The following is a 19,929-nucleotide window of genomic DNA, read 5'->3' on the forward strand; positions in this document are numbered from 1 at the left end:
GACGGGAGGTCATTCCCCTGACGCGACGCCCGCACCGTCACGGACCCGGATGAGGGGTGGTCCCGTGGTAAGCGGGCAGTCCGCGGTGGCTCTGCGAGCCAGTGCGGTGGTAAAGGTCAGGCGGCTCCCTTCTCGACCTGAGGGAAGGAAGCCCGCCCGTCCATTCGCAGCCACCGCGGACCAAAGTCTCCGTCCGGCGGCGCGTATGCATGTTCCGCCAGTCGCGCGCGGTCGGACGGCTACAACTCCTCAGCTGAGCGCCGGGTCAGGGACGGTCCCCTGACCCGGCGCTCTTTTGCGTGCGCTGCTTTGGCGGTTCGCGGGGCTTCTTACGTCTGCGGGTGCGTCGTGGCTTGTCGCGCAGTTCCCCGCGCCCCTAAAGGGGCGCTCCCGCACCTAGCTTCGCGACCATCCGTTCAAGCCTCGCGGCACGCGTGGCTGGGGTTTTCGCGGTCATCAGACGGTGCAGCACCACGTACCGCTCTGACTTCGTCAGCCCGTCGAACGTCTTGCGAGCCCTGGGGCTCGCGTCCAGGGCCGCAGCCAAGTCGTCCGGCACCGTCGCGGTCGCCTGCGACTCGTACGCCGCCTCCCATCGCCCGTCAGCCTTCGCCAAGGCCACCTCGGCCAGCCCCAGTTCCCGCATACGACCCTCCGCGGTCAATTCCGCAACCCGGTCGACATTCACCTTCGACCACAGGCTGCCCCGCCGGCGGGGCGTGATCTTCTGCAGGTAGTAGACGTCGTCGTACGACTTGCGATGGCCGGTGATCCAGCCGTAGCAGAGCGCCGCGTCGTTGACCTCCGCGGCCGTCACCGAGGCCACCCCCGAGCCCTTCTTGGCGAGCTTGACCCAGACGCCCGGGGAGCCGGCGTGGTGCTCCTCCAGCCAGGCCTCCAACTCGGCCCGGTCCGCGCAGGTCATGACCTTCAGATCAGCGAGCGATTCCATCCGCCCAAGGTAGTTCGCGCCTATGACAAAGGAGCCCATGACAAAAGGGCGGTCCACCCCCCACGGGTGAACCGCCCCTGCCAAAGCTCAGCGCAGCGTCACATCACACCTTCAGCGGCCGGATGGCCGTCGGCGCGTGGCCCGGCTCCGTGGCCAGCTCCTCGAACTCCTTGACCGCGCTGATGTCGGCCGTGGGGCTCATGGCGATGTTGGTGATGCGCTCCAGGATCGCCTCGACGACGACCGGCACCTGGTGCTCCTGAGCCAGCTTCTTGGCCTGCTCGAAGGCCGCGGCAAGGTCGTTCGGGTCGGTGACCCGGATGGCCTTGCAGCCCAGGCCCTCGGCGACCTTGACGTGGTCGACGCCGTAGACGCCCAGCTCGGGGCTGTTCTGGTTCTCGAACTCCAGGTTGACCTGGAAGTTGATCTCCAGGCCGATCTGGGCCTGGCGGATCAGGCCCAGGTAGGCGTTGTTGACCAGGACGTGGACGTACGGGATGCGGTGCTGGGCGCCGACCGCCAGCTCCTCGATCATGAACTGGAAGTCGTAGTCGCCGGAGAGGGCGACGACCGGGGTGTCCGGGTCGGCCTTGGCGACGCCGAGCGCGGCCGGGATGGTCCAGCCGAGCGGGCCCGCCTGGCCGCAGTTGATCCAGTGACGCGGCTTGTAGACGTGCAGCATCTGGGCGCCCGCGATCTGCGAGAGGCCGATGGTGGTGACGTACCGCGTCTCCGGGCCGAAGGCCTTGTTCATCTCCTCGTAGACGCGCTGCGGCTTCATGGGGATGTCGTCGAAGTGCGTACGGCGCTGCAGCGTCTCCTTGCGCTCCAGGTGGGAGGCGACCCACTCGGAACGGTCGGGCAGCTTGCCGGCGGCCTTGAGCTCCTTGGCGACCTCGACGAAGAGTTCGAGGGCGGCCTTGGCGTCGGAGGCGATGCCGTAGTCCGGGGCGAAGATCTTGCCGATCTGGGTCGGCTCGATGTCGACGTGGACGAACTTGCGGCCCTGGGTGTAGACGTCCAGCTTGTAACCGGTGTGGCGGTTGGCCCAGCGGTTGCCGATGCCGAGGACGAAGTCCGACTCCAGGAACGTGGCGTTGCCGTAGCGGTGGCCGGTCTGCTGGCCGACCATGCCGGCGTTCAGGTCGTGGTCGTCGGGGATGGTGCCCCAGCCCATCAGGGTCGGCACGACCGGGGTGTTGGTGAGCTCGGCGAACTCCACCAGCAGGTCGGAGGCGTCGGCGTTGATGATGCCGCCGCCGGCGACGATCAGCGGGCGCTCGGACTCGACCAGGAAGGTGATCGCCTTCTCGATCTGGGCGCGGGTCGCGGACGGCTTGTAGACCGGCAGCGGCTCGTACGTCTCCGGGTCGAACTCGATCTCGGTCTGCTGGACGTCGATGGGCAGGTCGATCAGGACCGGGCCGGGACGGCCGGAGCGCATCAGGTGGAAGGCCTGCTGGAAGATGCCGGGGACCTGCGCGGCCTCCAGGACCGTGACGGCCATCTTCGTGACCGACGTGGCGATCGTCGCGATGTCGACCGCCTGGAAGTCCTCCTTGTGGAGCAGGTGCGTCGGCGCCTGGCCCGTGATGCAGAGGATCGGGATCGAGTCACCGGTCGCCGAGTAGAGGCCGGTGATCATGTCGGTGCCCGCAGGGCCCGACGTGCCGATGCAGACACCGATGTTGCCCGGGTTGGCCCGGGTGTAGCCCTCGGCCATGTGCGAGGCGCCCTCGACATGGCGGGCGAGCGTGTGGTCGATGCCACCGCCCTCCTTGAGCGCCTTGTAGAAGGGGTTGATCGCGGCGCCCGGCACACCGAACGCGTTGACGACGCCTTCGCGCTTGAGGATCTCAACTGCCGCGCGGGCAGCGGTCATACGAGCCATGGGGTTCTCCTGCTTCGACAACAGCTTCGACAGCTTCGACGGCCTTGCGGCCGACGGATACGGCTGGCGGTTTCGGCTCCCGTCGCGCCCCGCGGTGAGCTTCTGTTTCCGCATTGTGGAAATTATGTTCTGCTATATGGAAGCAATGTAGGGGGGTGTGACGGAGACCGTCAAGAGACATCCGGGAACCGGGCCGCTCGGCACGGCGTCCCAGTCGGTGGATTCGGGCCACACCATCGGGGGGTCGACCGTGGCCGCATCACCGCAACGCTTCGGCTGCTGGACGACCGGACCGCTCCTCGGGCAGGGCGCCATGGGCAGAGTCCATGTCGCGCACGACGGCGCGGGCCGCACGGTCGCCCTCAAGGTCGTGCACCGCTTTCTCGCCGGGGACGAGGAGTTCCGGGCCCGCTTCGCCCGCGAGATCGCCGCTCTCGGCGCGGTCCGCGGCCCGTGGACCGCGGCGCTCGTGGACGCGGACCCCGGCGCCGCCGTGCCCTGGCTCGCCACGGAGTACGTCCCGGGTCCCACACTCACCGCGCGCGTGCGCGAGGGCGGTCCGCTCCCGGTGGCCGAGTTACGTTCCCTCGCCGGCGCCCTGGCCGGAGCGCTCAGCACCATCCACCGCGCCGGGCTCGTACACCGTGACCTCAAGCCGTCGAACGTGCTCCTCTCCCCCGCCGGACCCCGCGTCATCGACTTCGGCATCGCGCGGGCCACCGACGGCACCCGGCTCACCGCGAGCGGCGCCACGCCCGGCACCGCGGGATACGCGGCCCCGGAGCACCTCACGCAGGGCGTCTCCACGCCCGCCGCCGACGTCTTCTCGCTCGGCGCGGTCCTCGCCTTCGCCGCGACCGGCCGCGCCCCCTTCGGCAGCGGCCCCTCCGACGCGGTCGGCTACCGCACCGTGCACGCCGATCCTGACCTCGCGGGCGTCCCGGAGGAGCTCCTTCCGCTGATCTCCGCCTGCCTCGCCAAGACCCCGGCGGCCCGTCCCGCCCCGCGCACCGTCGCCCGCATGGCGGGGCGTCCGCTGCCGGGCAGCAGGCGCCGGGCGTTCACCGTGGCGGGCACGCTGCTCGCCGTGGCGGGCGTGGTGGCGGGGCTGCTGCTCGTGCCGGGCGAGGAGAGCGGGGGTGGGAGCGGGTCCGGGGGCTCGGGCTCCGGTTCCGGCTCCGGCTCCGGCTCCGGCTCCGCGGGCGGGGCCCGGCCCGACGGCGACAAGATCCCGAAGCGGCTCGGCAAGGTCACCGAGGCCCTGGGGCCGCGCGCCATGCGGCCCATCGGCGACCTCGTGAGCCCGCTCGGGAACGTACCCCTGGACGGATCGTGGTCGCAGGAGTGGGCCGAGCGGCCCGAGCCGCCGGCCGCCGGTGAAGGCAGCAACACGTCCAAGGACCGGCAGCAGCTGGTCGGCGTCTGGCTCACGGACAAGGCCCTGATCCGCGCGAACGAGGACGCGGTCCGCGCCTTCGAACCGTCCACCGGAAAGGTCCTGTGGACCGCGAAGCCGCCGAAGCCGGGGCTCAAACCGTGCGCGATGTCGCGGACGGCCACCGACGACGGGAGCCGCGGCGCCGTCGTCTACGGCCCCGACCCGGACTTCAAGAAGGGCTGCGACCAGCTGGCCGTGCTCGACCTGGCCGACGGCGCCATCGCCTGGTCGAAGTCCCTGGCCGTACGGAATCCGCCCGCGCCCAGGGCCTGGACGCGGGTCGGCATCGCGGGCGACACCGTCGTCGTCCTGTCCGCCGCGGACGAGGCGGGTTACGCGGTCGGCGACGGTGACCGGCGGTGGCGGCGACCCTACTTCGCCAAGGGCTGCGTACTCCAGACCGCCCTGGTGGGCCGGGCCACCGTCGTCGAGTCGGCCACCTGCGGCGACGACGGGCAGCGGCGCGCCCGCGTACGCGAGATCGACGCGAAGGACGGTTCGGTGCGCTGGGCCACCCAGCTTCCCGAGGACGTGACCGGGATGACGCTGGCCACCGCCGAGCCGGTGTCGGCGATGCTCTTCGTCGAGGACTCCAAGGACCTGCCCCTGCAGACCTTCGACGCCAAGGGCCGCCCGGGGAAGCCGCTCGCCAACAAGCAGTCCTTCGGGACCGTCACCACCAGCGGCTTCGGGTCCGCGTTCGACGGGCCGCAGGGCTGGCGCGACGTCGTCGTCACCGAGTACTACAACAAGAAGGGCTTCGGGGTGCTAGCCGTCGACGCGGCCACCGGCAAGGTGCGCTGGCGGCATCCCTACACCGACGGGACGAGCGCCATGGTCCTCGGCGTGGACGACCGCGGGGTCCTGGTGGCCGACGGGGACGAGAGCAAGGGATTCAGCCGCGAGGCCCGGCTCCAGCGGCTCGACCTGGACGACGGGGACGTCACGTCCGGGGGCACCATCGGGAACGCCCGCGACTTCGGCGGCGGGGCGACGGTCGTGGTGCACGGCGGCCGGGCCGCCGTGTTCAGCATCCTCGACGAGGACGAGGGCCCGATCGTCATCGGCAGCGCGGACGGCACGGGGTGACCGCGCCGGTGAACGGCCCCGGGAGCGGCGGGCGTTGGGTCGGCGGCTATGAGCTGACGCGGCGGCTCGGCTCGGGCGGCATGGGCGAGGTGTATCTGGGGCGGGACCGCGAGGGGCGGCAGGCCGCCGTCAAACTGGTGCACGCCGAGCTGGCCGACGACCCCGAGTTCCGGGCCCGCTTCCGGCAGGAAGTCGCCGCCGCCGAACGGGTGTTGAGCTACTTCACGGTGCCGGTGGTGGGCGCCGACCCGGAGGGCGATCCGCCGTGGCTCGCCACGAGTTACGTCGACGGACCCTCGCTCGGCGAGGCGCTCGCGCAGGGCGGTCCGCTGCCGCACGGCCGGCTCTGCACGCTGGCCGCCGCGCTCGGCGAGGCGCTCGTCGTCATCCACGGCGCGGGCGTCGTGCACCGTGACCTCAAGCCGTCGAACGTACTGCTCACCGACGACGGGCCGCGCGTCATCGACTTCGGCATCGCACGCGCCGCCGACGCCACCGCGCTGACCGGTACGGGCATGATGATCGGCACCTTCGGCTACGCGTCGCCCGAGCAACTCACCGGCTCCGCACCGGTGGAGGCCGCGTCGGACGTCTTCTCGCTCGGCGCGGTCCTCCTCTTCGCGGCGACCGGGCGGCATCCGTTCGGCGAAGGGCCCGGGGCCACGATCGCGTACCGGACCGTGCACGAGGACGCGGACACCGCCGGTGTCACCGGGCCGCTGCTGCCCCTCGTACGCGCATGTCTGGCGAAGGAGCCGGGGCGGCGGCCCTCGCCCCGCGAGGTGATCGCGGCGGCGCGGGCCGCGCAGTCGGCCCTCGCGCCGTGGGACGGCTCCCCCGAACCGACCTCCTACCGCCTGGCCCCGCCCCCGCCACGGCCCGCTCCCCCGCCGCCGGTGACCCCGCCGCGGCGCCGCCGCCCGTGGTGGCCGCTGGTCGCGGCGGCCGCCGTGCTCGCTGTCCTCGCGGCGGTGTTCGTGCCGCGGCTCCTGGACGAAGACGCAGGCGGCACCCCGCAGGGAAAGAAGCCCGGCGGCGGCGCGTCGAGCAGCTCACCGCCCGCTTCCTCGGCCACGCCCCCGAACAAGAGCGCACGCACCGCGCCCGCCGGCCCCGGCAGCGACGTACTCCCCGCGGCGCAGGCGGAAGGCGTACGCGAGAAGAAGTGGACGGCCGACGTCACCGGGAATGACGACGAGCGCTTCCTGCTCGGCGGCTGGCTGCACAATGGAACCGCTGCCCGCGTCGACTGGCTCGGCGCGCGGGGATACGACGCGGCAAACGGCGACGAGCTCTGGACGGTCAAACCCCCTAATAATCTTCGGACTTGCTCGGCGTCGGCGGGCCCGAGCGCGACGTCCGGCGGCATCGGCGCCCTCAGCTTCGGCAAGGACCCGAACCGGCAGGCCAAGTGCACACGCGTCGGCGCCGTCGACACCGGCAGCGGAAAACTCCTGTGGCACAAGGACATCGGCGCACCGCACGGCGCGGGGATCACACTGGGCATGACGGGCCGGACGCTCGTCGCGTCGGGCGAGCGCGGGGTTGTCGGCCTCGACCGCCGCACCGGCAAGGAGCTGTGGCACTACACGGAAGGGGTCGACAACTGCAGCCTGTTCATCGCGACGGTGGGCAGGCGCACGGTCGTCCTCCTCCAGACGTGCTCCGGCGGGGACGGCGTGGCCACGAGCGCCAACACCGTGCGGGAACTGGACGCCGCCACCGGTGAGGTGCGCTGGACGCACCGGCTGCCGGTCAATGTCACCGAGCCGCGGGTGCTCACCACCGAGCCGGTGGCCGTCTCCCTTGGACGGGGCGGCGACGGCAGCAAGAACTCGCTGCTCGTCCTCGACCTCAAGGGGCGCGCGCACCACGAGCTCGCGCGGCACGGTCCGTACGGCGAACTCGACCTGGTCCGGGGCGAGGACGACGGCAGAATGCTGTCCGAGGGCGACATCGTGGCCGCGCAGACGAGGGGCCTGTCCGGCAGACAGGCCGAACTCGTCGTGATCGACACGGAATCGGGCGAGGTCCGCCTCCACGAGCCGCTGCCGTTCGGCGGCATGAACCTGCTCTCGCTCGGCGACGGCAAGGTGACCGGCATGGTCGAGTACAGCTCCCCCGACGAACCGACCCACATCGTGCGCTTCGACCTCGACGACGGTTCGACGGACGGGGACGGCACGCTGCCGTACGTGGCGGCCATGGACGGCATCGGCAATGTGGTGGCGGCGAGCGGGCGGCAGGTGGTCGTCTTCGTGTCCAGCTCGAAGTCGCGGATCGGGGCGGTGGGATTTGGCTGATGTACCGTCAATCTCCTGTCCCGCCAGGCCTCGTTGGTGGACGATGGACGCTCCAGGGGCAGGCGGACGGTGAGGGCGATGACGCAGAGCAGCATGCCGGTGCGGTGCCCCGTCTGCCGGCGCGAGCACCTGTACGCGCCGCCGACATACCCCTGCGGATGCGGCGCCCCCGTGGTCCTGCCCCTCGCGCGCGGCGCCGCGGTGTCGCCGGTCACCGACCGGACGTGGGCGGACGCGTGGGTGAGCGTGCGCTGCCAGGTGTGCGGGCACCGGGGTCAGTGGCCGCAGCCGGAGCTGGGGTGCGGCTGCGGGGCGGTGCTGCGCATACCGGTGCGTACGCCTCCGACGGCTCCGGCGCACATCCCGCTTCCCCGGACGGCTCCGGCGCCGCGCCCCGCGTTCCAGCCGATCGCCGTCCGTACGGCGCGGGACGTGGTGACGGTGGCCGAGCTGTATCTGCGGTGGCTGGGGTACCGGGACATCCGCGGGGCGGTCGAGCGGGCGCCGTCCGGCGTGCGGGTCGCCGCGGAGGGCGTGATCGCGCTGATAGAGCCATCGGTACGCCCCCTCTCCCTGCGCGACGTGGAATGCCTGTGGCTGTCCGCCATGGCGGCCACGACGACCTGTCTCTGCTTCTCCCTGGCCGGCTACGAGGATCCGGCCCACGCCCGCGCGCAGGCGCTGTCGATCCCCCTGTTCCTCATCGACCTCACGGGCACGCCGCAGCCGGTGAATTCACCGGCGGACGAGCTGCTGGCGATGGGGGTTTAGGACGCCGCAGGGCAATCGGGTGGGTGGGGGGGAGAAATCCGCCGCGAAGCGGCGGGCCAGAAAATCCCGCACCCGGACACACCGGACCAGGCATAGTCGGCGCATGCGAATCCGCCCGGCCACCCCCGCCGACCTGGCAACGCTCCAGGACATCGAGCGCGCAGCAGGCGAGCCCTTCCGCGCCCTCGGCATGGGGGCCATCGCCGACGACGAACCGCCCACTTTGGAAACCCTGGACCGTTTCCGGCGCGCCGGGAACGCCTGGGTGGCCACCACCCCGGCGCACGGCGCCACCGACGACGCCCCCGTCGCGTACCTCATCAGCGAACCCGTGGACAACGCCGAGCACATCGAGCAGATCTCAGTGCACCCCCGCGCCGCGGGCCACCGCATCGGCCAGGCCCTGATCGAGCACACCGCCGACCGCACCCGCAGGCCCCTCACGCTCACCACGTTCGCGGACGTCCCCTGGAACGCCCCGTACTACGCCCGCATCGGATTCCGCGTGCTCGGCGAGGCCGAACTCACCCCGGGGCTGCGGAAGATCCGCGCCCACGAGGCCGAGCTGGGCCTCGACCGCTGGCCACGGGTGGCCATGCGCCGCGACCTCACCCCCGGCGGAGCTACGCCCCGTACCGCTCCCTGAGTTCGATCTTCCGCACCTTCCCGGACACCGTCATGGGGAAGTCCGCCAGGATCCGCAGCCCGGCCGGGATCTTGTAGTGCGCCAACTGCCCGTCGCAGTACGCCCGGAGCTCCTCAAGCGTCAGCGGATCTTCCGCGTCCGCGTCCCGGAGGATGACGCAGGCAAGCGGAACCTCCCCGTACCGCTCGTCGGGAACCCCCACCACCTGGACATCCGCGATCTTCGGGTGGCCGTACAGAAACTCCTCGATCTCCCGCGGGTAGATGTTCTCGCCGCCCCGGATGATCATGTCCTTGATCCGCCCGACGATCTGGACGTAACCGTCCTCGCGCATGACCGCGAGGTCACCCGTATGCATCCAACGCCCCGAGTCGATCACCTCGGCCGTCCGCTCGGGCTCGTCCCAGTAGCCGAGCATCACGCTGTAGCCCCGAGTGCACAGCTCACCGGACGCGCCGCGCGGCAGCGTCACTCCGCTCACCGGGTCGATCACCTTGACCTCGATGTGCGGCAACACCCGCCCCACGGTGCCGGTGCGCCGCTCCAGGTCGTCGGTACGCCGCGTCTGCGTCGAGACCGGCGAAGTCTCCGTCATTCCATAACAGATGGAGACCTCCTCCATGTGCATCTCGGCGACCACCCGCTTCATCACCTCGACCGGGCAGGGCGAGCCCGCCATGATGCCGGTGCGCAGCGAACTCAGGTCGTACGTCGCGAAGTCGGCGAGGTTCAGCTCCGCGATGAACATGGTCGGCACCCCGTACAGCGAGGTGCAGCGCTCGCGCTCGACGGCGTGCAGCGTGGCGACGGGGTCGAAGGAGGGCGCGGGGATGACGATGCAGGCCCCGTGAGAGGTGGCACCCAGATTCCCCATGACCATCCCGAAGCAGTGATAGAAGGGCACGGGCAGACACACCCGATCCTGCTCGGTGTAGCCGACCGTACGCCCAACCCAGTAACCGTTGTTCAGGATGTTGTGGTGGGAGAGGGTGACCCCCTTGGGAAAGCCGGTCGTGCCGGACGTGTACTGAATATTGACGGGGTCGTCGCAACTCAACTCGGCTTCGCGGGAGGCAAGTTCGGCACCTGAGACGGCGTTCGCCGCATCAAGCAGCACATCCCAGGAACCGTCCTCGATGTAGTGAACAGCCCGCAGGTCGGGACAGCCGGGCCGCACCTGATCGACGAGCGATCGGTAGTCGCTCGACTTGTGCGACTGCGACGCGACCAGGACCGACACCCCGGCCTGCTTGAGCACGTACTCCAACTCATGTGCACGATAAGCCGGGTTGATGTTGACCATGATGGCGCCGATCCGCGCGGTGGCGTACTGCACGAGCACCCACTCGGCACAGTTCACCGCCCAGATCCCGACCCGGTCCCCCTTGGCGACCCCGCTCCCCATGAACCCGCGCGCCAACTGCTCGACGGCGGTCCCGAATTCGGCGTACGTCCACCGCGTACCCGCCGCCACGTCCACCAGCGCGTCCCGCTCCGGCCAGGCCTCGACGGCCCGGTCGAGGTTCCGCCCGATCGTGTCACCGAGCAGCGGCGTCGCGCTCACGCCGTGCGCGTACGAGAGCTCGGTCCGCCGGACCTCGCCGGAGACATCTGTCAACACGCCCATGAACCACTCCCAGAACCCGAAACGGCGTCAAGTGTGACCCGGGGGTCGGCGCCGCGTCGACCCTCGAGCCCCCCGCACCATGAGCCTCAGTGGATCTCCACGCCGCCTTCCTTCGTGTGCACGGTGACCGTGTGCTTGCCGTCGCGGTTCGAAGGCAGGGTGATGTGCGGGGTTCCGGTCTTGCTCTGCGCCTGGATGTAGTAGCCGGAGTGGCGCGGCAGGGTCAGGTCGACGCCGCCCTGGTCGGTGGTGACGGCCGTCGTGGTGGGGGCGGTCGCGAAGGTGGCGCGGACCTCGCCCTGCCGGGTCCTTGCCTCGAAGGTGGCGGGCTTGGCGTCCTTCACGTCGATCTGGCCGCCGGCGGTGTGCAGCACGAGCGAGCCCCGCGGGTTGGTGAGGTCGATGGCACCGGCATCGGTGGTCAGGGCGAGGCGTCCGGTGAGGTCGCTTCCGGTGATCTGCCCCTGGTCGGAACTGACTTCGGCCGCGAGGGCGGCGGGCAGGGTGATGTCCAGGTTCAGGGAGCAGTCGTCGCCGCAGGAGCCGGTGACCTCGGTCGTCTTCCCCGAGGACTTCACCGTCACCTTCGGCGGGGTGTCCGCGTAGTCGCCGGTAGCCGTGACGTGGACCTTGGAGTCATGGCCGGCGTGCAAGGTGACGCCGCCGTGGGTGCCGACGCGCAGCAGGGTGCTGGACGCGGCGTTCGCGGTGTGGTCGGAGGAGTACTTCTTGTGGGCGGGAAGGGCGCCGGTGACCAGCCAAGCGCCGGTGCCGGCGACCACGACGAGGATGATCAGGCCGACGGCCAGGATCCAGCGGTTCTTGCGCGTTGCCATGTCTTTCAAGCTCCCAAGTAACGTAGAACGGCGAGTACACGGCGGTGTTCGCCGTCTTCCGGGTGCAGCCCGAACTTCACGAAGATGCTGCGGATGTGTTTCTCGACGGCGGCGGAGCCGATGCACAGCTCGTCGGCGATGCCCGTGTTGGACCGGCCCTCCGCCATCGCGGCCAGCACGTCGCGCTCCCGGGGCGAGAGCGTGGCCATGGGGTCCTGCCTGCGACTGCGGGCGAGCATCTGCTTGACCACCTCCGGGTCGAGGACGGTGTCGCCGGCCCGGACGCGCCGCAGGCCGTCGACGAACTCGTCCGCGTCCGAGACCCGGTCCTTCAGCAGGTAGCCGACGCCGCTGGTCGCGCTCTCGATGAGATCGACGGCGTAGCTCTGCTCCACATACTGGGACAGCACGAGCACCCCGGTCTCCGGCCAGCGGTTGCGGATGACGAGGGCGGCGCGCAGGCCCTCGTCGACGAAGGTGGGCGGCATCCGTACGTCGACGACGCAGATGTCGGGCCGGTGCTCGGCGACGGAGCGCAGCAGCGCCTCCCCGTCCCCGACGGCGTCGACGACGTCGATGCCGGCGTCCCGCAGGAGCAGGACGATGCCTTGCCGCAGCAGGGCGGAGTCCTCGGCGATCACTACGCGCATTGCATTTCCACTTCGATCAGGGTCGGTCCACCGGGCGGGCTTGTGACGTGCAGTCGGCCGTCGACGCCGGAGACCCGGTCGGCCAGGCCCGCGAGTCCGCCGCCCGGCGAGACCTTCGCCCCGCCGACGCCGTCGTCGCCGATCGTCACGGCAAGCCGGTCCGCGGTGCGCCGGATCCGCACCCAGGCCTTCCGGGACTGCGCGTGCTTGGCGACGTTGGTGAGGGCTTCGGTGACGACGAAGTAGGCGATGCCTTCCACGGTCGCCGACGGGCGAGGTGCCACATCCACGTCGACGTCGACCGGGATCGAAAGACGGGCGGCCACGGCGGACAGGGCGGCGTCCAGACCCCGGTCCGTGAGGACGGGCGGGTGCAGTCCGCGGGTGAGGTCGCGCAGTTCGATGATGGCCTCCTGGGCGCTGGCCCTGGCCTCGTCCACCAGCTCGAGCGCCGCGTCCTGGCCGGAGCCCTTGAGCCGGGAGCGGGCCCGGCCGAGCGTCATCGCCATGGCGACCAGGCGCTGTTGGGCGCCGTCGTGCAGGTCGCGTTCGATGCGCCGGCGTTCGGCCTCGGCGGCGTCGACCACGCGGGCCCGGCTCTCCGTCAAGTACTCGACCCGCTGGGCCAGTGTGACATCGCGGGGCAGCGCGAGGAGGGTGCGGGCGAGCAGCACGTCGGCGGCGAGCAGACCGCGCACCACCAGCGGGGCGAGGGCGGCCCACAGCAACAGCGTGACCGCGGAGACCAGGAGCGCGGTACCGAGGTCGCCGACCGTGATCAGCCCCAACGAGGCGGATCCCGAAGGTAGTTGGGTGTAGTAGGCGGGCAGCATGACCAGAGCGAGCGGGAGGCCCCACACCAGCGCGCTGCCGAGCAGGGTCACCAGCGACCAGGGGGCCAGTACCCCGAAGTAGGCCACCAGTTGCCAGCTCGACCGGCTCCTGGCGAGCGCCGCCGCCGATGCGAGCAGCGGTCCGGACAGCGCGGGACGCGGCTGCGGCGGTATGTCCAACTCGCAGATGGCGGACCAGCGTTGGCGCTCGGCGGCGCCGAGCAGATGCAGCGCCCGGCCCGCGAGTATGACCAGCGGTACGCCGACAAGACCGGCCGGCACCAGGCAGACCGCGGCACCGAGCGCGGTCAGCACAGCCAGTCCTGCCACACCCATCACCGCGTCGGTGGCCAGCTGGACGCTCGCCCGCCACAAGTACGGGGATCCCAGAGCCCGGTAAGGATTCGGTGGCAGGGCCGGGCCCTGCGGTCGTGCCATCGGTTGGTCACCGGCGATCACGGGGTCACCCGGTTCCGACCGGTGGCCGGCTTCGTGGGTGTCGGCCAGAACCATGCGGCCCTCCTCGACTGACGATTCCTGATTACACCGGGACGGTAGCGAGGCTGTGGCCTGGGCCGATACGAGGACAACCGACGAGTCGGGGGTAGGGATAACCCACCCCCGGTCCGTGGGTTCACGTGACCGACAGCGCGGCACCCGGTCGTCCAGAGTGATCCGTATGACGAAGCAGAACACGGCAGTTGAGGGCGACACGCTGATCGCGGACGCCCCCCACGAAAGCAACGCCCCGGCCGGACCCGCTTCCCGTGAGGAGCTGCACCGGTTCGTCGACCGGTACGGCGATCTGATCGACGACCGCATCGCGGAGATCGTCGACGAGGCCGTCGATATGGCGATCGCCACACATGCGGCACGCCGACGGCGGCTGTCCTGGTTGCGGCTCTGCATGGTCGTCGCGGCTCTGTGCGGGGTGTCGGTACTGCTGCGGGAGGCTCCGTACGCGGTCGCCGCGACGTGGCTGGCGGGCGCGGCCATCTGCGCGCGCGGCTCCGGGAGTTGAGGCCCGGAGACGGACGGGCACCACGGCCGGGCACGCACAGGATCACACCGCGGGCTGCAGCTCGGGACGGCCGGTGAGGATGCCCTGGAAGACGTCGGCAAGGACCTGACTGGGGTCCACACCGAGTTCCTCGGCGAGCAGCCGACGCCCTTCGTGGTAGACGGCGATGGCCTCGGACTGTCTGCCACAGCGGTGCAGGGCGAGCATCAACTGGGCCCGCACCCGCTCGTGGAACGGGTATCTGGTGACCATTTTGAGCAGCTCAGGCACCAGATCCGTGTGTACTCCGAGCGCGAGATACGCCTCGATACGGCCCTCCCGAGCGGCCATCCGGGCCTCGTCGAAGCTGGCCGACTCCTCGCTGATGAGGTGTTCCGTGCCGTCCGCGAGCGCGTTTCCCCGAAACAGGGACAGCGCGTCGCTGAGATACTTCGCCGCGAGGCGGAAGCGACGTTCTGCCAGCGCGCCGCGCCCCATTCGCGACAGCCGTTCGAAATCTTTCCAATCGCACGACGCATCGCCGACGGACATTGCGTAGCCATGCCCCCGACGTGTTATCGACACCTGGCAGTCCAGGGATTTCCTTAACCGCGAGATGTACGTGTAGACCTGCGCATCGCACGTCTTCGGCGGCTGGTCACGCCAGAGCAGGTACCCGAGTCTGGAAACGGTGACGACCTGGCCTTCGGCCATCAGGAGCGCTGCGAGCACAGTCTTCGACTTGGCCCCGCCGAGCTGTATTGCGTCTCCATTCGACAGGGCGTCAATCGGCCCCAGGATGCGAAAATTTATCGTATCCACTGTATTACCCCCTGGTGCATTCCATGTGCAGGGCGTTGCACCGCTAAGCATCGTACATGAAACCGCAGGTCACCCGGCCGCGAGTTTAGTATTGAACTAACCAAGAGTGATTATCCGTGACCATGGAAACACATTGCGGTTTCTTTGCGCTCCGCCCGGAACCCGGAGCCCGCGGAATCCCTCGCGACAACCGGCGAATACCCAAAAGCACGGGCCGCACCGAGAGTTCCTCGGTGCGGCCCGTGCCATGCCAGGGACGAAAGGGGGTATCAGGTGCCGCCGAGCCGCGGATCCACCGTGATCTTGGCGTGCCGGCCCCCTCCGGACAGCTCGGCGACGGCGTCGGCCAGGCCGTCGAGTCCGGTGCGGCCCGTGATGACGACGCCCGCGTCGATCCGGCCGTCGGCGATGTCCCGCAGGGTCTGCCGGTACTCGGCCGGGCTGCCGCCGAACGAGCCGCGGATGTCCAGCTCCTTGTGCGCCACCACCCCGGCGTCGACGGTGTCGGGCCGCAGACACACTCCGACCACGACGACGGTGGAACCGGCAGGCGCGCCCCGCACCACCTGGTCGAGCATGCCGGGCGCGCCCACGCACTCGAACAGCACGGCGTCGCGCACCTTCAACCCGCGGTACTCGGCGGCCATCCGGTCCATCGTCCCTGTGACCACTCCGAGCGAACTCCAGCGGTCGTACGGCGACTCGACCGCGGGGTCGATCAGCACATCCGCGCCAAGCCGTTCGGCGAGCGCCCGCCGCTCGGCCGAGAAGTCGACGGCGACCACGGGCCCGTGCCCCTGCGCCTTCAGTACGGCGACGACACCGAGGCCGATGGGGCCGAGCCCGAGGACGACCGCCACGTCACCCGCGTCCATGCCCGAGCGCCGGACCGCGCGCGTCGCGACGGAGAAGGGTTCCGTCAGGGCCGCGACCTCGGCCGGCACTCCGCCCGGCACCGCCATCGTGAACGCCTCCGGCAGGATCATGTACTCGCCGAAGCCGCCCGGGAACGCCGGTGTGTAGCCGATGATCCCGGAGCCCTGCGGGCCGAACCCGATCGGCGGTCCGCACACCGTCGTGCCCACTGGCAGCGCACGCACGGTGCCGGGGCCGTAATCCACGACCTCGCCCGCGAACTCGTGGCCGAGCACGATGCCTTCACGGATGTCGTGCGGGGTTCCGCCCGTGCGGCGCATGATGTCCATGAACGCGTCCGGGTCGTCGAGCGCGTGCAGGTCCGACCCGCAGATCCCACAGGCCAGGGTGCGCACAAGGACCTGTCCTGCCTGCGGTACGGGATCAGGCACCTCCTCGACGACGAGGGCTCCGTCACGGGTGATCGCGGCGCGCATGGGCGTACTCCTTCCTCCGCCGTACTCTTCCTCGTCCGGTCAGCCGTCGGCGCGCGAACCGGCGACCAGCTCCCGCACCAGTCCGGCGATGGACTCGATCGTCGGGTGGTCCCAGGCCAGCGTGGCCTCCACCTCGATGTCGTACTCGTCCTCGATGTCGCCGACCAGGGCCAGCGCGTACACCGAGTCGAGGCCGTACTCGACGAGCTTGCCGTCGGGTGCGATTCCGCTCGCCGGGACGTCGAGGTAGAAGGCCACCTTCTCGACCAGCCAGTCGACGACGGCCTGGTGCTCGGCGGTGGCGGCGGAGGGCTGCTGTGCGGTGGTCATCGGTGCTCCAAGGTCAAGGTCGTGGAAGGGTCGGACGGTTCGAGGGATCGGGCGAAGGCGACCAGCGCATCGGTCACGGCGGCCGGCCGCTCCTGCTGCACCCAGTGGCCGCAGCCCGGCAGCAGGACGAGATCTCTCAAGTGCGGTACCCAGCGCCGGAGTTCGGTCTCCAGGTGGGCGGGGTCGACGGCGCGGATGACGAAGTCGTCCGCGCCGGCCAGATACAGCGCGGGCACCGGGATCCGGGCCTTGGCGAGGGGGGCGGTGAGCTCCCAGTTGGCGGTGAGGTTGCGGTACCAGTTCAGGCCGCCGGTGAAGCCGGTGCGGCCGAACTCCCGGGCGTAGACGGCGATGTCGTCCTCCGTCAGCCAGTCGGGCAGGACGCCGGAGTCCGGATAGATGTCGAGCAGACAGCCGCCCTGCGGGACCACCGGGTCGACGGCGGGGGCACCGCCGGAGGTGCCGCCCAGCATGCGGCGGAACGTGGCGGGCAGGTCCCTGGCCAGCTCCTCGTCCACGAGGCCGGGGGTCTGGAAGTAGAGCATGTAGTGGCGGTCGCCGAAGGCGCGGCGCAGGGCGGGCAGCGGGGGCAGGCCGCTGCGCGGGCGGTAGGGGATGCTCAGGCCCGCCACCCCGCGCACCCGGTCCGGGCGCATCAGGGCGGTGTGCCAGGCGACTTGGGAGCCCCAGTCGTGGCCGACGACCACGGCGCGCTCGGCGCCCAGCGCGTCGAGGAGAGCGACGACGTCGCCGACCAGGTGGTGGATGGTGTAGGCGTCGACGCCGTCGGGGCGGTCGCTGCCGCCGTAACCGCGCAGGTCCGGGGCGACGGCGTGGAAGCCCGCCGCTGCGAGCCCGGTGAGCTGGTGCCGCCACGAGTACGACAGCTCGGGGAACCCGTGCAGCAGCAGGACGAGGGGGCCTTCGCCGGCCTCGGCGACGTGGAAGCTGCGGCCTCCCGCACGCAGGGTGCGGTGGGTGATCTCAGCCACGCCCCGCCACCTCTCCGTACGCGTCGGTGTCATCGGCGTCGTCGGCGTCGTCGTCATACGTGTCGTCGTCGAAGCCCATCAGGCGGGCCAGTTCCGCGGCGTCCATCAGGCGCAGCCGGGCGACGGGGGCGTCCGGGTCCGCGGCGGACTGGTCGGCCGCGCGGACGAAGAGGTCGGCGAAGCGCCGCACGGTGTCCGGGTCGAAGAGGTCGACGTCGTAGCGGAAGTCGACCGACAGTGTCTCGGCGCTCTGCCGGATGTTCACGGAGAGGTCGAGCTGGCCCTCCGCCTGCGGCAGCGGGCACGGCGCAAGCACAAGACCGGCGTACTCGATGGCGTCGCCGCCGCTCTCGCTGTCGAGGAGCAGCCGCATGAGGGGGTCAGGGGCCGCGGTGCCGATCATGTTGAAGGTGATCTGGCACAGGGAGGCGCCCGAGCTGCTGCGCGGGCGGTTCGCGGTGCGGGTCAGCAGCGAGAAGGGGTAGCCCACCCCGGCGATGCCCGCGCGGACCTGGGCGTCGGCGGCCCCGGCCGCTTCGCGGAACGTCGTCGTGGGACCGAACTCGGCGCGGAAGACGAGGGTGTTGATGAAGTTCCCGACGACCTCACGCAGGGCCGGCGCCATGCGGGTGGTGGTCGGGCAGCCGACGAGGAAGTCGTTCTGCCGGGTGTAGCGGTGCAGCAGCCCCTGGAAGGTGCCGAGCAGGTAGGAGAAGAGGGTCACGCCGCAGGTGCGCGCGGCCTCCCGCAGACGGGCCACCAGGGGTGCGTCGAGGTCGATCGTGTGGGTCGCGCCGACGCCCGAGCGGTGTGCGGTGCGGGGCCGGTCCGTGGGAATCTCGGCGGGGGCGGCGCCGTCGCAGCGGGCGTGCCACTGGGCGGCGAGCCGTTCGCCACGGGGCGAGGCAAGGAGCTTCGCCTCCTTGGCGACATAGGCGTCGTAGTCGCCGGGTACCGGCGCGAGGCCCGCCTCGTCGCCGGACGCGATGCGGCCGTGGGCGTGGACCACGTCGCGCAGCAGCAGCCAGTTGGAGGTGGCGTCGGTGCCGATGTGGTGGCCCGCGACGAGGAGGACGGCGTCCGATGGCGTACGGCGCAGCAGGACGAACCGGAACGCGCCCCTGGTCTCGAGATCGAACGGCTCGTTGAGGGCGTCGCGGACGGCCCGGTGCAGCTCCGCGTCGTCGGCTCCCGGCACCTCGCGCACCTCGAGGCGCGGGGGCGCGGGCGCCGTGTGGAGCCTTACGGGGTGTCCCCCGTGCCGGATGAAGGCGGAGTCGGCCATGGGGTGGCGGTGGACCGTCGCGGCGACGGCATCGGCGAGGACCGCCGTGTCGAGCGCGCTGCGCACGGCCAGGGCGACCCCGGTGTGGTAGGCGCTGCTCACAGGCGCCAGCTCGTGGAGAAACCACAAGGCCTGCTGTGCGTGCGAGAGCTGATGGTGAGTCGGCATGGTTGTCTTTCTGTCGGCGCCGCCGGTGGCCGGTCGGTTCGGGTCGGTGGGGAACGCGCTCATCGCCGCTGGGCTCGCCTCTGCCCAGGCTGCCGGAGTGATCTATACGGCGGCCATATCGTCCGCGGCGGCGGCCCGTTCACCGGCCGGTGAAGGTGGGGATCGCGCCGTCGAGGAAGGCGTCGATGCCGATGCGGTGGTCCTCGGTGGCGAAAAGACCCGCGAACTCCCGGCACTCGACGCCCATTCCGGTCTCCAGCGGGGTGCCGAGGCCCTCGTCCACGGCCCGCTTGGCTGCGGCCAGGGCCGCGGTGGGCCCCTGGGCGAACTCCTCGGCGAGGCTCCGGGCGGCGCCGTCGACGTCCTCGTCGGCGACCACCTCGTCCACCAGGCCTATGTCCAGGGCCTGTTGGGCGGTCAGGGGCCGACCGGTGAAGATGAGCTTCTTGGCCTGGCCGGGGCCCACCAGGCGGGGCAGCCGCTGGGTGCCGCCGGTGCCGGGGATCAGGCCGAGCCGGATCTCGGGCAGGCCGAGCAGGGCGCCACGGCCGGCGATCCGGTAGTCGGCACACAGGGCGAGTTCCAGGCCGCCGCCGAGGGCGTAACCGCTAATCGCGGCCACCACGGGCTTGGGGATGGCGGCCATGGCGCTGAACCCGGCCTGCAGTCGCCCGGTGTGGGCGCGGACCTCGGCCGTGGGCCGTCCTGCCATGCCGCGCAGATCGGCGCCGGAGGCGAAGACCCGCTTGCTGCCACGCAGGATCACGGCCCGTACGGCGTCGTCGCGGCCCACTTCGTCGGCGGCCGCGGTCATCTCCCCCGGTACGGCCGGATCCACCCCGCTGACCTTGGGGCGCACGATCCTGATGGTCGCCACCCGGCCCTCCTTCTCGGCCCGGACGAATACCGCCACTGTCCATCCCCTCCTGTTGTCGCTGCCCTTT

At 71.0% G+C, this 19,929-nt stretch carries 17 protein-coding genes; 5 read left to right on the forward strand and 12 right to left on the reverse strand.

The features are described 5' to 3' along the window. Positions 1–376: 376 nt before the first annotated feature. Positions 377–952, reverse strand: a complete 576-nt coding sequence (locus AB0G47_RS06970) for a YdeI/OmpD-associated family protein (RefSeq protein ID WP_360764825.1) — start codon at positions 950–952, stop codon at positions 377–379. A 103-nt stretch (positions 953–1,055) separates the two neighbouring features. Continuing rightward, on the reverse strand, positions 1,056–2,843 hold the full coding sequence (gene gcl / locus AB0G47_RS06975) for a glyoxylate carboligase (protein WP_360765154.1): 1,788 nt from the start codon (positions 2,841–2,843) through the stop codon (positions 1,056–1,058). Positions 2,844–3,093: 250 nt separating this feature from the next. Between gcl and AB0G47_RS06980 the strand changes: the two genes are divergently transcribed. From AB0G47_RS06980 to AB0G47_RS06995, 4 genes are all read left to right on the forward strand, one after another. Beyond that, positions 3,094–5,370 carry a protein kinase gene (locus tag AB0G47_RS06980; RefSeq protein WP_360764828.1) on the forward strand — a complete coding sequence of 759 codons (2,277 nt, stop codon included), beginning with the start codon at positions 3,094–3,096 and terminating at the stop codon, positions 5,368–5,370. A gap of 8 nt (positions 5,371–5,378) precedes the next feature. Beyond that, positions 5,379–7,673, forward strand: a complete 2,295-nt coding sequence (locus tag AB0G47_RS06985; protein ID WP_360764830.1) for a protein kinase — start codon at positions 5,379–5,381, stop codon at positions 7,671–7,673. A gap of 78 nt (positions 7,674–7,751) precedes the next feature. After that, positions 7,752–8,444: a hypothetical protein gene (locus AB0G47_RS06990; RefSeq protein ID WP_360764833.1), complete on the forward strand. Its 693-nt coding sequence runs from the start codon at positions 7,752–7,754 to the stop codon at positions 8,442–8,444. A gap of 103 nt (positions 8,445–8,547) precedes the next feature. After that, complete coding sequence (locus tag AB0G47_RS06995; protein WP_360764836.1) at positions 8,548–9,090, forward strand: GNAT family N-acetyltransferase; 543 nt, start codon at positions 8,548–8,550, stop codon at positions 9,088–9,090. On the opposite strand, the gene AB0G47_RS07000 is transcribed toward AB0G47_RS06995, so the two are convergent. The 4 genes from AB0G47_RS07000 to AB0G47_RS07015 form a co-directional block, all read right to left on the reverse strand. Continuing rightward, positions 9,068–10,717: an AMP-binding protein gene (locus AB0G47_RS07000; RefSeq protein ID WP_360764839.1), complete on the reverse strand. Its 1,650-nt coding sequence runs from the start codon at positions 10,715–10,717 to the stop codon at positions 9,068–9,070. The two genes, AB0G47_RS06995 and AB0G47_RS07000, sit on opposite strands and share 23 nt — an antisense overlap. Positions 10,718–10,803: 86 nt before the next feature. Further along, the gene (locus AB0G47_RS07005) at positions 10,804–11,553 is read right to left on the reverse strand and encodes a DUF4097 family beta strand repeat-containing protein (protein ID WP_360764842.1); all 750 of its coding nucleotides are present in this window, start codon (positions 11,551–11,553) and stop codon (positions 10,804–10,806) included. A gap of 5 nt (positions 11,554–11,558) precedes the next feature. Continuing rightward, on the reverse strand, positions 11,559–12,203 hold the full coding sequence (locus AB0G47_RS07010) for a response regulator transcription factor (protein ID WP_360764845.1): 645 nt from the start codon (positions 12,201–12,203) through the stop codon (positions 11,559–11,561). Beyond that, entirely contained in the window at positions 12,194–13,549 is a 1,356-nt protein-coding gene (locus AB0G47_RS07015) for a sensor histidine kinase (protein ID WP_360764848.1), read from the reverse strand. Before AB0G47_RS07015 ends, AB0G47_RS07010 begins: the two co-directional genes overlap by 10 nt. 166 nt (positions 13,550–13,715) lie before the next feature. On the opposite strand from AB0G47_RS07015, the gene AB0G47_RS07020 reads away from it, so the two are divergent. Continuing rightward, positions 13,716–14,057 carry a hypothetical protein gene (locus AB0G47_RS07020; RefSeq protein ID WP_360764852.1) on the forward strand — a complete coding sequence of 114 codons (342 nt, stop codon included), beginning with the start codon at positions 13,716–13,718 and terminating at the stop codon, positions 14,055–14,057. A 42-nt stretch (positions 14,058–14,099) separates the two neighbouring features. Here the strand turns inward: AB0G47_RS07020 and AB0G47_RS07025 are convergent, their stop codons facing one another. From AB0G47_RS07025 to AB0G47_RS07050, 6 genes are all read right to left on the reverse strand, one after another. Beyond that, positions 14,100–14,858, reverse strand: a complete 759-nt coding sequence (locus AB0G47_RS07025; protein WP_360764855.1) for an AfsR/SARP family transcriptional regulator — start codon at positions 14,856–14,858, stop codon at positions 14,100–14,102. Between the two features lie 269 nt (positions 14,859–15,127). After that, positions 15,128–16,210, reverse strand: coding sequence for a zinc-binding dehydrogenase (locus AB0G47_RS07030; protein WP_360764858.1), 1,083 nt, complete (start codon positions 16,208–16,210; stop codon positions 15,128–15,130). 39 nt (positions 16,211–16,249) lie between these two features. After that, the gene (locus AB0G47_RS07035; protein WP_360764860.1) at positions 16,250–16,540 is read right to left on the reverse strand and encodes an acyl carrier protein; all 291 of its coding nucleotides are present in this window, start codon (positions 16,538–16,540) and stop codon (positions 16,250–16,252) included. Next, positions 16,537–17,532 carry an alpha/beta hydrolase gene (locus tag AB0G47_RS07040; RefSeq protein WP_360764863.1) on the reverse strand — a complete coding sequence of 332 codons (996 nt, stop codon included), beginning with the start codon at positions 17,530–17,532 and terminating at the stop codon, positions 16,537–16,539. Before AB0G47_RS07040 ends, AB0G47_RS07035 begins: the two co-directional genes overlap by 4 nt. Continuing rightward, complete coding sequence (locus AB0G47_RS07045) at positions 17,525–18,985, reverse strand: condensation domain-containing protein (protein ID WP_360764865.1); 1,461 nt, start codon at positions 18,983–18,985, stop codon at positions 17,525–17,527. Before AB0G47_RS07045 ends, AB0G47_RS07040 begins: the two co-directional genes overlap by 8 nt. A 139-nt stretch (positions 18,986–19,124) precedes the next feature. Further along, positions 19,125–19,898: an enoyl-CoA hydratase/isomerase family protein gene (locus AB0G47_RS07050; protein WP_360764868.1), complete on the reverse strand. Its 774-nt coding sequence runs from the start codon at positions 19,896–19,898 to the stop codon at positions 19,125–19,127. Between the last annotated feature and the right edge of the window lie 31 nt (positions 19,899–19,929).

It is taken from the genome of Streptomyces sp. NPDC021622, assembly GCF_040640795.1.
Classification (GTDB): domain Bacteria; phylum Actinomycetota; class Actinomycetes; order Streptomycetales; family Streptomycetaceae; genus Streptomyces.

What these genes read in the sequence shown, in the direction of transcription:
- AB0G47_RS07020 (WP_360764852.1), top strand. Translation starts at nt 13,716, where the DNA reads ATGACGAAGCAGAACACGGCAGTTGAGGGCGACACGCTGATCGCGGAC.
- AB0G47_RS07045 (WP_360764865.1), bottom strand. Translation starts at nt 18,985, where the DNA reads ATGCCGACTCACCATCAGCTCTCGCACGCACAGCAGGCCTTGTGGTTT.
- AB0G47_RS06970 (WP_360764825.1), bottom strand. Translation starts at nt 952, where the DNA reads ATGGAATCGCTCGCTGATCTGAAGGTCATGACCTGCGCGGACCGGGCC.
- AB0G47_RS07005 (WP_360764842.1), bottom strand. Translation starts at nt 11,553, where the DNA reads ATGGCAACGCGCAAGAACCGCTGGATCCTGGCCGTCGGCCTGATCATC.
- gcl (WP_360765154.1), bottom strand. Translation starts at nt 2,843, where the DNA reads ATGGCTCGTATGACCGCTGCCCGCGCGGCAGTTGAGATCCTCAAGCGC.
- AB0G47_RS07035 (WP_360764860.1), bottom strand. Translation starts at nt 16,540, where the DNA reads ATGACCACCGCACAGCAGCCCTCCGCCGCCACCGCCGAGCACCAGGCC.
- AB0G47_RS06990 (WP_360764833.1), top strand. Translation starts at nt 7,752, where the DNA reads ATGACGCAGAGCAGCATGCCGGTGCGGTGCCCCGTCTGCCGGCGCGAG.
- AB0G47_RS06995 (WP_360764836.1), top strand. Translation starts at nt 8,548, where the DNA reads ATGCGAATCCGCCCGGCCACCCCCGCCGACCTGGCAACGCTCCAGGAC.
- AB0G47_RS07015 (WP_360764848.1), bottom strand. Translation starts at nt 13,549, where the DNA reads ATGGTTCTGGCCGACACCCACGAAGCCGGCCACCGGTCGGAACCGGGT.
- AB0G47_RS07000 (WP_360764839.1), bottom strand. Translation starts at nt 10,717, where the DNA reads ATGGGCGTGTTGACAGATGTCTCCGGCGAGGTCCGGCGGACCGAGCTC.
- AB0G47_RS07030 (WP_360764858.1), bottom strand. Translation starts at nt 16,210, where the DNA reads ATGCGCGCCGCGATCACCCGTGACGGAGCCCTCGTCGTCGAGGAGGTG.
- AB0G47_RS07010 (WP_360764845.1), bottom strand. Translation starts at nt 12,203, where the DNA reads ATGCGCGTAGTGATCGCCGAGGACTCCGCCCTGCTGCGGCAAGGCATC.